This window comes from Eikenella sp. HMSC071B05 (genome assembly GCF_001811325.1).
In the GTDB taxonomy this organism is placed as follows: Bacteria; Pseudomonadota; Gammaproteobacteria; order Burkholderiales; family Neisseriaceae; genus Eikenella; species Eikenella corrodens.
In genome coordinates this window covers 37,792-49,554 of record NZ_KV804515.1, presented here as the reverse complement: position 1 = coordinate 49,554, position 11,763 = coordinate 37,792, and the positions used below count along the sequence as shown (strand labels likewise).

Genomic DNA, 11,763 nt, shown 5'->3' with positions numbered 1-11,763 from the left:
CGCTGTACTGGTTTTTGTTAATTCACTATATCCGCACCCCACACCATGAACACCGCCACCATCCACAGCATCGACCACGAAGGCCGCGGCGTAGCCCGCATCCACGGCAAAACCACCTTCATTACCGGCGCCCTACCCCAAGAAACCGTTGCCTACCAAATCACCCGCAGCAAAAAACACCACGACGAAGCCCAAGCCACCCGCATCCTCACCCCCTCCCCCTACCGCACCACCCCCGCCTGCCCCCACTACAGCCAATGTGGCGGCTGCACCCTCCAACACGTCCACAGCAACGTTCAGGTAGCCTACAAACAACGCATCCTCGAAGACCAACTCCAACGCCTCGGCAAAGTCCGCCCCCAATACCTCCTGCCCCCCATCTACGGACAAGCCTGGGGCTACCGCCACCGCGCCCGCCTCAGCGCCCACCACAGTCAAGGCCGCACCATCCTCGGCTTCCAAAGCCGCAGCAGCCACCGCATTGTCGACATCCAACAATGCCCCATCCTCGCCCCCCAGCTTGCCAGCCAACTGGGCAACACCCGCGCCCTGCTGCAGCAACTAAACCGCCTACACACCCCCATCCGCACCATCGAACTGCACCACAGCCCCACCGCCAATAGCCTTACCCTACACATCGAACACCTTCCCAAAGCCGCCCGCACCCACCTCATCCAACACGTCCAAAGCCTGCCCGCCAACTGGCACATCTGGCTGCAAACCCCACACCGGCCCGCCCAACCCCTCCTGCCAGACAGCCCCCAACTCAGCTACAGCCTGCCCGAATACGCCCTCACCCTCCCCTACCGCCCCGGCGACTTCACCCAAGTCAACCCCGCCGCCAACGCCCTGCTCGTTGCCTGCGCCATACAGCTGCTGCAACCACAACCCGGCGAACGCATCGCCGACCTTTTCTGCGGCCTCGGCAACTTCAGCCTCCCCATTGCCGCCGCCGGCGCACAAGTGATCGGCATCGAAGGCTCGCCCGCGCTCACCGAGCGCGCCGGCCAAAACGCCCGCCTCAACCACCTCGACGAACGCGCCCAGTTCCAAAGCGCCGACCTCTTCCAAACCACCGAACACACCGTTGCCGGCTGGGGCTATTTCGATAAAATCCTGCTTGACCCGCCCCGCAGCGGCGCCTATGCCCTGGTCCAAGCCCTGCACGCCCCCTATCTCCCCCGCCGCATCGTGTACGTCTCCTGCAACCCCGCCACCTTCGCCCGCGATGCCGCCGTACTCGTGAGCAAAGGCTACCGCTTCCGAAACGCCGGCATCGTCAACATGTTCCCCCAAACCGCCCACGTTGAAACAGTCGGCTGCTTCGACTTGGAATAGCCTCCGTACCCGCTATAGCAGACTAAAATGCGCATAAAGCAAGGCGGCGAGCCAACGCACCAGCATTCTGATCATTCCCATAAAAAGGCTACCTGAAACTTTAGCAACGCAGAAACTTCGCTGCGCTACGTTTTAGCTTCGCAGAAACTTCGCTGCGCTACGTTTTAGCTTCGCAGAAACTTCGCTGCGCTACGTTTTCAGGTAGCCTTTCCCTTTCCTCCCCACACCCTCAAACGTGTACAATACACCCCATTTCGACACCCAAACCAATCACACCATGCAACCCTATCTCCACCTCATGCAGCACATCCTCAGCCACGGCACCGACAAATCCGACCGCACCGGCACCGGCACCCGTTCCGTATTCGGCCACCAAATGCGCTTCAACCTCGCCCAAGGCTTTCCCCTGCTCACCACCAAAAAGCTCCACCTGCGCTCCATCATCCACGAGCTCCTTTGGTTTCTCAAAGGCGACACCAACATCCGCTACCTGAAAGAAAACAACGTCTCCATCTGGGACGAATGGGCCGACGAAAACGGCGACCTCGGCCCCGTATACGGCTACCAATGGCGCTCCTGGCCCGCCCCCGACGGCCGGCATATCGACCAAATCGCCAATGTTGTCGAGCAAATCAAACGCAACCCCGACAGCCGCCGCCTCATCGTATCCGCCTGGAACCCCGCCCTCGTCGATGAAATGGCGCTGCCCCCCTGCCACACCATGTTCCAATTTTACGTAGCCGAAGGCCGCCTATCCTGCCAGCTCTACCAACGCAGCGCCGACGTCTTCCTCGGCGTGCCCTTCAACATCGCCAGCTACGCCCTGCTCACCATGATGATGGCGCAAGTGTGCGGCCTCGCGCCCGGCGAATTCATCCACACCTTCGGCGATGCCCACCTCTACAGCAACCACTTCGAGCAAGCCCGCCTCCAGCTCACCCGCGAGCCGCGAGCCCTGCCGCAAATGCAGCTCAACCCCGAAGTGCAAAACCTGTTCGACTTCCGCTTTGAAGACTTCGAACTGCAAAACTACGACCCGCACCCGCACATCAAAGCGCCAGTGGCGGTGTAGTATTAGCAGCAATCAAAAAGGCTACCTGAAACTTTCAGGTAGCCTTTCATGTTGTGGGGAGTATAGAGTTTGTACGGTATGCATATACAGCTTGGGATAATGGGCAACTCATATCAGTTCTTGCTAATTCCGATAAATAATTGCAAGAAAAATAGATATGATGAGGATGGCGATTAGTATATTTAAAAAGGTAGGATTATCAAAGAAGCTTAGAATATATGCTGTTGTATCGGAACCAAGCCTACCTTGATAAGCGTGTGTAGCAATAATTGCAACAGTATCAATTATAAAAATGACAAATATACTTGCAAATAGCGATATAACGGACATAAAAAATATAATTAATTTATCCCTCATTGTATTTTTCCGACCTTGTGCTGATTATTGAGCAAGAGTAGGCTGTGTCAGCCACAGGCGTAACCCAACAAATTAAAGTATGGAATGTTGGGTTTCCCAGCACAACTTACACGCTTATTCAACCAAAGGCTACCTGAAATTTTAGCTACGCAGAAACTTCGCTGCGCTACGTTTTCAGGTAGCCTTTCCCTATCCCTCCCGACTTACGGCGCACACTCCTCCCACACCGCTTCGCCGTCCTCCCCGAACAAATGTAGGCACAAGCGGCTATCGGGCAAGGTTTCGATGCGCAGGCGGCCGCTGCTGCTGTGGGCTGCTCCGGCGCGGGTGAGGTGTTGGCGGGTGTAGGCGATGCTGCTGCGCTCGGTGTAGCGGCCGAGCAGGAAACCTTTGCGGATGCCGCCGCCTTCGTATTCCGCCCACACGGTGTCGCCGTCTTGGTGGAAGCGGCAGCGTTCGGGCGTTTCGCCTGCATGGCCTGCTTCGGCGGGTTGGAACGCTTTGCCTTCGAGGTTGAACGGGGCTTGGTCGGCAGCGGCGGGGGCGGGGCTTTGGCGGAAATAGAGCAGCAGGTCGCGGAAAACGTCGGGGTCTTTCACGAAGGTCATTTCGCCGCCCTGCGGGAAATGGTAGTCGAGCAGGCGGGACACCCAGAAACGGATACAGCCGGCACGGTGGGCAGTGGGCAGGTAGGCCTGTTCGGCGGGGGTGAGGGGGCGCACGCTTTGATAGCCGCGCATAAAGGCTTGCTGCAACTGCGGGTCGATGCGGTTGTCGGCCAGGCGCGCCCAGTCGTTTACGGCGATGGCGAGGTCGTACATGAAGCTGCCGTTGCAGGCGTAGTAGAAATCGATGAAGCCGGCTACCTGAATGCCGTCGAGCAACACGTTGTCTTTGAACAGGTCGGCATGGATGATGCCGTGGGGCAGGTGGCTGTCGGGGTGGGCGGCGAGAAAGGCGATTTCGTCTTGCAGCAGCGCGGCATCTTCGCTGCTCAGGCAGGGCAGCAGGCGGCGGCTTTCGGCCTCCCACCAGTCGGCATGGCGCGGGTTGGGCATGCTTTGATCGAAGCTCTGCCCGGCAATGTGCATTTTGGCGAGCATGGCGCCGGTGTGGAAGCATTGGGCGGCATCGGGCACGGCGGTGTCGCGGCCATTAAGGAAAGTAGCAAGGCAGGCGGGTTTGCCAGCGAGCGTGCTCTCGAAGCGCCCGTCGCGGCGGGGAATGGGCGCGGGGCAGGCCACGCCGTTGCGGCTGAGGTGCTGGCTCAGGTCCATGAAAAATGGCAGCTCTTCGCGGGTGAGTACCTCGAAGATGGTGAGCACATAGCGGCCGCGGTCGGTGTCGAGGAAGTAGTTGCTGTTGGTTACGCCTTGGGCAATGCCTTGCAGCGACACGAAGCTGCCTAAGTCGTAGTCTTCTAAAAACTGGCGGATTTCTTGATCGGAAACGCTGGTGTAAACAGACATGGCGGGCATCGCGGCAAAGTGGTTGAGGAATGGGCATTCTAGCAAATGAAACAGCAGGCAGGCTACCTGAAAGCGCAAGCTTCGCCATCCGTCAAAAACCGTATGCTTCGGCAAAAATAATATCGCAATAATTTCCCGCCGCCAGCCGTAAAACGAGCGAACCCGGCGCTGCCAAACTACGCCATCCGCCCTGCCCGCGCTGCTTTCCGGCAGCCTCTGTTTAAGCAACCCAATCTAAGCGAGAGTTATAATATAACATTATTTAAATCAACCAGTTATTTCATGCCAAAACCTTGACTACCGGCTTGGAAAAAGTGCATACTTCTAGCTGAGTAGTCCCCCTAATCAACTAATCAGCACAAGGATTATAGCCATGAAAATGAAAGCAGCAGTTGTTACCTCCCAATGCGACGGTAATGTAGAAATCGTTGAGCGCGACATCCCTGCCGTGGGCGCGGGCGAAGCGCTGGTGGAAGTGGAATACTGCGGCGTGTGCCACACCGACTTGCACGTGGCTGCCGGCGACTACGGTAAAAAACCCGGCCGCGTGCTCGGCCACGAAGGCATCGGCATCGTGAAGCAGATTGCGCCCGATGTAACCACCCTGAAAGTGGGCGACCGCGTGAGCATTGCCTGGCTGTTTGCCAGCTGCGGTCACTGCGAATACTGCATTACCGGCCGCGAAACCTTCTGCCGCAGCGTGCTGAACGCCGGCTACACTGCCGACGGCGGCATGGCCACCCACTGCGTGGTGAAAGCCGATTATGCGGTGAAAGTGCCCGAAGGCCTCGATCCCGCCCAGGCCAGCAGCATCACCTGCGCCGGCGTAACCACCTATAAAGCCATCAAAGTGGCCGGTGCTGCGCCTGGCCAATGGATTGCCATCTACGGCGCCGGCGGTTTGGGCAACCTGGCCGTGCAATACGCCAAGAAAGTGTTCGGAGCACACGTGATCGCCGTAGACATCAACGACGACAAACTGGCTCTGGCCAAAGAATCCGGTGCAGATTTGATTGTGAACCCGGCCAAACAAGACGCCGCCAAGTTCATTCAAGAGAAAACCGGCGGCGCACACTCTGCCGTGGTAACTGCCGTTTCCCGCGCTGCATTTAATTCCGCCGTGGATTGCGTGCGTGCGTGCGGCCGCGTGGTGGCTGTTGGCCTGCCGCCCGAAACCATGGATTTGTCGATTCCGCGCCTGGTGCTGGACGGCATCGAAGTGGTCGGCTCGCTGGTGGGCACACGCAAAGACTTGGAAGAAGCCTTCCAATTCGGCGCCGAAGGCATCGTGGTGCCTGTGGTGCAGCTGCGCCAGCTGGACGAAGCCAACACCATTTTCCAAGAAATGCGCGACGGCAAAATCCAAGGCCGTATGGTTATCGACATGAAAGCTTGTGGTTGCCATCACTAAGCCTTAGGTTGTAAACAAACAGGCCGCTCCTAATCGGAGCGGCCTGTTTTGCGGATAGGCTACCTGAAACCTTGGAGCTTGCCATGCTGCGTTTAAACTTCGTTGTCGCACACGTTTTCAGGTAGCCTTTCCCTTTGCCTATTTATTCCACATAACGGACCCCTTGCGCTGCCTCCCTACGCCTCAACCATTTCGGCACAAACACCGCCGCCAAAGTAGCCGCCACCACCAACACAATCCCAAGCCACGACAACGCCGAAATCTGCTCGCCCAAAATCAACACCGCCAGCCACGCCCCGAAAATCGGCCCCAGTGCCGACAAAATGCCTGAAAAGTTTGCCGACACGGTTTTCATCCCGATATTCCACAAATTGTAGGCCAGCCAGCTGCAGCACACCCCCAAATACACCAGCCCCAGCGTGCCGCGCCAATTCCAATCGATATGCAGGCTGTCGGCCAGTGTCAAACTGGCCGGCAGGCACAGCAGCGGCGCCACTGCCATCGTGATCGAAGTAAACGCCTGCACGCCCACCTTTTCAATCATCTTCTGCGAAGGGCGCAATACCGCACAAAATACCGTATTGCCCAACATCACCAACGTGCAGCCCCAAAGGCTGATTTCCCCGCTGCTCTTGCCGCCCGCAATCAGCAGCGCCACCCCGGCAAAAGCCGCCACCCCGCACAGCCACACAAACCAATGCGCCCGGTCGTGGAAAAAGAAGTGGCCGATAAACACCGTTAAAATCGGGCTCAAGCCGATAATCGTGGTGGCGCTGGCTGCCGACGTGTATTTCACCCCCACAAATTCCGGTATCATCACCATCACATAATTCAAAAACGACAGCCACAGCAAACCCCGCCAATACCGCGCATCAATCTGCCGCCAATAGCGCAAGCACAGCGGCAAGGCCAGAACAGAAGCAATCATCAGCCGAAACAACAACATAAGCTCCGGCTCCATCATCGTGTAGGTATATTTGGCCGCAATAAAAGCGCTGCTCCATAAAAGCAGCGCAATAATTTGGTAAAACACAGCTCCCCCTCAGGCATATCCTGCCGAAAAACTATAGTGTAAACAGTATACTACACCCATATAACCGCCAGCAAGGGCAGAAACAGGCTTCCCGCACAAACCCTGCGCTAAAGCAAACAAACCCTGCCTCACAGTCGCTTTTTTGCATACATTATTTCATTCAGGCTACCTGAAATGTGGGCTAGGTATCGATGCCTAATCTACGATAGCCTCTTTTCCAAACTGCATGGAATAAGGCTACCTGAAATTTTCAGGTAGCCTTCTCATGACTATACCGGCATACACTACCTACTGTTTATTTCAACTCAAATGGCAAGCCTTGTTCGAAATAGCTATTGATGCCGTTTAAAAACGGCTGCCACGATTGGAAAATCACTTCGGCAAGTTTACCTGTACTCACATCTTGCCATGTTTCAGGCGTCCAATTTCTTAAGTGTAGTTCACGGTAGTATTTCCAGCATAACCATGTCTCAGTATATTTTGTATCTTCTGCTTTAGAAATTTCAGAGAAATATTTACTTATGGATTGATAGCTTGTGTCGCTTATTTTAGCTTTGCTACACCAAATACCGAAATAAATATTCTGAAATTCCTTAGCATCACTTTCAAACCCAACACCAATAACATCTAACTCCGGGGTAAAACCAATCCCTGTATATTTATTATAAATGGAACCCCAATTCTGTACCCTCCAGCCACGATTAGCTAATTTGGGATAGGCTGCCACACATTTTTCCTGCAGCTGTGCCGTCAATTTTTCAATTAAATGGCTGTAAATTGCCTCCTCTTGCTGTATCAGCATCAAAGCACTAACAAGCAGCTGGTCGTTTTCGGCAATGTGTTTCACCAACTCATCAGATTGTTCGATTTGTCCCATAATCTCTTCTTTCAAAAAACGTTGGAAATAAGCGGTAAATTCTTTCAAGGCAGGAGCAACTATCGGCGTGTCTGCCAACCATTCTATGATTTGTCCGGCAGACAGTACGCTGGCTTGGCGATTGTTTAATAAGTCTTGCCATTCTTTCTCGCTAACAGACTCTTGACTTGGGTTGTCTCCCCAAACAGGCAAATAAACAATATGGCAGTTTTCAGTGGAAACATAGCGTTGCAGGTCGCGCCAATAGTCGGTGATCTGCTCGTTTTGGTCGACTGCTCCTCGTAGTTTGTTTTCAATAGAAACTACCCATTTCCTTTTTCCTTTTAGGCTACCTGAAAACCAAATATCGTGGCGGCGCATACTGTCCTGCAGCATTTTTTCACAAACAACTTCCACCTTATCGTAGGCCAGGAAATCGCTACGCCCGATGGCTTTGAGAAAGCTATTGAGAAATAAATCGCGCTGGCCGTGTGTTTCCTCAGGGTTCAATAGAAAAGCGAGAATATCAGATATGCCTGTTTCATCTGTTTTCAGAAAACGCAGCGGATTAAAGCGGTTGGCATCTTGTAGTTCGGCGCGCAGGCTTTGCACACGTTGCTGCTCCAGCTCGTTGGCAAACCAGCGCAGCAAATGGAGGATTTTTTCTTGAGACATGGTTCTCCTTTGGACTTCAGTAGTTGCAAGATATTGTTTTAAATAAAGTAAAAGGCTACCTGAAAACGGCAATGCGGCAGGTTCAATTCGTTGCAGCCCGCGTTTTCAGGTAGCCTCTTCACCGCATTCGGCACACGCCCGCTCAATGCCCGGCCACGGTCATCTGTTCGAGCAGCAGGGAGCCGGTTTTGTGGGCGCTGCGTTTGAGGGCGTCGTTGGCGGCGCCGGCGATATTGGGCAGCATGTCTTGCAGGCGGCTGGCGATGGTGATTTCCTGCACGGGATAGGCGATTTGACCGTTTTCCACCCAAAAGCCGGCGGCGCCGCGCGAGTAGTCGCCGGTGAGGGTGTTGACGCCTTGCCCCATGAGTTCGGTAACCAGCAGGCCGCTGCCCATTTCGCGCAGGAGCTCGGCTTGGCTTTGGTGGGTGTGGCTGAGGATGAGGTTGTGGGCGCCGCCGGCGTTGGCGGTGGTGGGCAGGCCGAGTTTGCGGGCGCTGTAGCTGCTGAGGAAGTAGCCTTGGATGATGCCGTTTTCAATCACGAAGCGGGGGCGGGTGGCGACGCCTTCGGCATCGAAGGCGGTGCTGGCCAAGGCTTTGGGCAGGTGTGGCTCTTCGCGCAGGCTGAGTGCGGCGGGGAGGATTTGGTGGCCGATGCTGTCTTGCAGGAAGCTGGTTTGGCGGTAGAGTGCGCCGCCGCTGAGTGCGCCGGCGAGGTGGCCGATAAGGCTACCTGAAACGGTGGCATCGAATAGCACGGGGTAGCTGCCGGTGGGCAGGCTTTGGGCGCCGAGGCGCTGCACGGCGCGGCGGGCGGCGGTTTGGCCGATGTGTTCGGGCGAGTCCAAATCGGCGCTGCTGCGGGCGAGGTCGTACCAATAATCGCGCTGCATGCCGCTGCCGCTGCCGGCTACCACGCTGCAAGACAGGCTGTGGCGGCTGCTGCATTGGTGTTGCATAAAGCCGTGGCTGTTGCCGTATACGTATTGGTAGTGGCCGGTTTGGATGTGGGTGCCTTCGGAATTGGTGATGCGGGAATCGGCGGCGCGGGCGGCGGCTTCGCTGCGGCGGGCGAGCTCGGCGGCTTCGGCGGTGCTCAGCGGCCATTCGTGGTAGCTTTGCAAATCGGGAAATTCGGTGGCCATCAGGTCGGCTTCGGCCAGGCCGGCGCAGGGGTCTTCGGCGGTGTAGCGGGCGATGTCGAGCGCGGCGCGCACGGTGTCGGCAATGGCGGCGGGGGAGAAATCGGCGGTGCTGGCGCGGCCTTTGCGCCGGCCTACATACACGGTGAGGTCGAGCGATTTGTCTTGCTGGTATTCGATGTGTTCGATTTCCTGCAGCCGCACCTGCACGGATTGGCCGATGGATTCGCTCACGTCGGCTTCGGCCGCGGTGGCGCCGCCGGCTTTGGCCAACTCGAGGGCTTGGGCGCAAACATCGCGCAGGGTTTGCTCGCTGTGGTTAAACATGGTGGTGTGCCCGTATCAAATGAAAACGCCGTATTGTACCTGAGCCGATGCTAAATTTTCAGGTAGCCTGACGGCGGGGCTATAATGCGCCTGTTTTTTCTTAACGGCCTATCCAACCATGCCTACCCCTTTCGATATAGTCTTCTTCGGTGGCACCGGCGACCTCGTGATGCGCAAGCTGCTGCCAGCCCTCTATCAAGCCCACGCCGCCGGCACGCTTCACCCGGGCGGCCGCATCATCGGCCTCGGCCGCCGCGATTTAGGGCGCGAAGGCTACCTGAAAAAAGTAGAGGAATCTGCCCGGCCGCATATTCCCAACCTTGAAGCCGAAACGTGGCATACCTTCTGCCAACGCATCAACTACCTGCCCGTAGACGCCGAAAACGCCGAACAATTCCACCACCTCGCCGCGCTGCTCGGCGCCGAAGCCGGGCAAAACAGCCGCGCCCTGGTGGTTTACCTTTCTACCGCGCCGCACTATTTCATGCCCATCTGCCGACATCTGGCCGCCGCCGGGCTGAACCGCCCCGCAACCCGCATCGTGCTGGAAAAACCGCTCGGCCACGACCTTGCCTCCGCGCAAAGCATCAACACCGCCGTGGCCGCCTTCTTCCGCGAAGAGCAGATCTACCGTATCGACCATTATCTAGGCAAAGAGCCCGTGCAAAACCTGCTCGCCCTGCGCTTTGCCAACCGCCTGTTCGAGCCGCTGTGGTGTGCCGCCCAAATCCGCGCCGTGGAAATCACCATTGCCGAAGAGCTCGGCGTGGAAAAACGCGGCGAGTTCTACGACCAAACCGGCGCCCTACGAGATATGCTGCAAAACCACCTGTTGCAGCTTTTGTGTTTCACCGCCATGGAGCCGCCGCTTTCCCTCGGCGATAGCGATGTGCGCAACGCCAAGCTCAACGTTTTGCGCGCACTCAAGCCCTTCAACGCCTACAGCGTGCGCGCCGACGTGGTGCGCGGCCAATACACCGCCGGCCAAATCCGGGGCGAAAACGTATGCGGCTACCGCGAAGAAGCCAATGTCTCCCCGCAAAGCCGTACCGAAACCTTCATCGCCCTGCGCGCCGAAATCGACAACCCGCGCTGGCGAGGCGTGCCGTTCCTACTGCGCAGCGGCAAACGCATGGCCGGGCGGCTGGCCGAAATTGTGCTCCACTTCTGGCAGGAGGCCCATCCCGTATTCGGCTGCGGCGGCTCGCCCAACCGCATCAGCGTGCGCCTGCAGCCGCAGGAATCCGTGAAGCTGTTTCTGCAAATGAAAGCCCCCGGCACCAGCCTGTGCGTGCACGAAGCCGCGCTGGATTTGGACTTGCTCAAAATCTTCCCCGAACGCCGTGCCGACGCTTATGAGCGCCTGCTGCTCGACGCGATAGACGGCAAACTCGCCCTCTTCATGCGCAGCGACGAACTCGAAGCCGCCTGGCGCTGGCTCCAGCCCGTGCTCGACGACTGGGCGACACGCCAGCCCGAGCCCCAGCCCTATCCCGCCGGCAGCCATGCTCCCGAAGCCGCCATCGAAATGGCCGCCGCCTGCGGCGTGGATTGGCGCAATCGCTAGGGCCAAAGGCTACCTGAAAACTCAATATCGCAAATAGACGGTTTTCAGGTAGCCTCAAGTATGCGGATGTGGTGTTTATGACACGTTGCGATAACTGGGTTCGGTAGCTCAAAATCTCGCGCAAAGCTAGGTATCATGCCGCTCTCAGGCGAATCAGAAGCCCTTGTTTCGAGTAATGTTTCTATTAAAAATGGCAGCATCTGACGTTTATTTGATTTAACTTCGGGTTTAAGCAGTTTTAGTGCGTGGTGATTGCTCCTATAATGCCCCGAAAATTAAGGTTGAGATCTTCGCAAATTCTGCAGTTTTGCTAAGGTTTCCGTTTCGGTTTGGTTGCCGCTAGGCAGCCTGGTTGGGAGAAATAGAGCATGGGTACACCGAATCCAAACCCTTCAACCGCGGCCACTCCTGCTGCCACGCAGGCCAACAAAAACAAAATCCGCCGCAATCTGAAAACCCGTCATCTCTCGATGATTGCCATTGGCGGCAGCATCGGCACCGGCCTGTTTATGGC

7 protein-coding genes and 1 pseudogene are annotated in these 11,763 nt (G+C 56.8%); 4 read left to right on the top strand and 4 right to left on the bottom strand.

Going from position 1 to position 11,763, the window contains the following annotated elements:
• Positions 1-45 precede the first annotated feature (45 nt).
• Together rlmD and HMPREF2796_RS00250 are read left to right on the top strand one after the other, a co-directional pair.
• Positions 46-1,338 carry a 23S rRNA (uracil(1939)-C(5))-methyltransferase RlmD gene (rlmD, locus tag HMPREF2796_RS00255; RefSeq protein WP_070630172.1) on the top strand — a complete coding sequence of 431 codons (1,293 nt, stop codon included), beginning with the start codon at positions 46-48 and terminating at the stop codon, positions 1,336-1,338.
• A gap of 277 nt (positions 1,339-1,615) precedes the next feature.
• Positions 1,616-2,410, top strand: a complete 795-nt coding sequence (locus HMPREF2796_RS00250; protein WP_070630184.1) for a thymidylate synthase — start codon at positions 1,616-1,618, stop codon at positions 2,408-2,410.
• 908 nt (positions 2,411-3,318) lie between these two features.
• On the opposite strand, the pseudogene thrB reads toward HMPREF2796_RS00250, so the two are convergent.
• Positions 3,319-4,236: pseudogene (thrB, locus tag HMPREF2796_RS00240) on the bottom strand (homoserine kinase); the annotation flags it as partial.
• Positions 4,237-4,609: 373 nt separating this feature from the next.
• Here thrB and adhP point away from each other — a divergent pair.
• Positions 4,610-5,647 (top strand): alcohol dehydrogenase AdhP, encoded by a 1,038-nt coding sequence (gene adhP / locus HMPREF2796_RS00235; RefSeq protein WP_083308596.1) that lies wholly within the window; start codon positions 4,610-4,612, stop codon positions 5,645-5,647.
• Between the two features lie 142 nt (positions 5,648-5,789).
• On the opposite strand, the gene HMPREF2796_RS00230 is transcribed toward adhP, so the two are convergent.
• The 3 genes from HMPREF2796_RS00230 to pmbA form a co-directional block, all read right to left on the bottom strand.
• Positions 5,790-6,680, bottom strand: a complete 891-nt coding sequence (locus HMPREF2796_RS00230) for a DMT family transporter (RefSeq protein WP_070630170.1) — start codon at positions 6,678-6,680, stop codon at positions 5,790-5,792.
• Between the two features lie 295 nt (positions 6,681-6,975).
• The gene (locus tag HMPREF2796_RS00225) at positions 6,976-8,211 is read right to left on the bottom strand and encodes a PDDEXK-like family protein (protein ID WP_070630169.1); all 1,236 of its coding nucleotides are present in this window, start codon (positions 8,209-8,211) and stop codon (positions 6,976-6,978) included.
• 142 nt (positions 8,212-8,353) lie between these two features.
• Complete coding sequence (gene pmbA, locus HMPREF2796_RS00220; RefSeq protein ID WP_070630168.1) at positions 8,354-9,682, bottom strand: metalloprotease PmbA; 1,329 nt, start codon at positions 9,680-9,682, stop codon at positions 8,354-8,356.
• 118 nt (positions 9,683-9,800) lie between these two features.
• On the opposite strand from pmbA, the gene zwf reads away from it, so the two are divergent.
• A complete protein-coding gene (zwf, locus tag HMPREF2796_RS00215; protein WP_070630167.1) occupies positions 9,801-11,249 on the top strand; it encodes a glucose-6-phosphate dehydrogenase in 1,449 nt (482 codons plus the stop codon).
• The last annotated feature ends 514 nt before the right edge of the window (positions 11,250-11,763 follow it).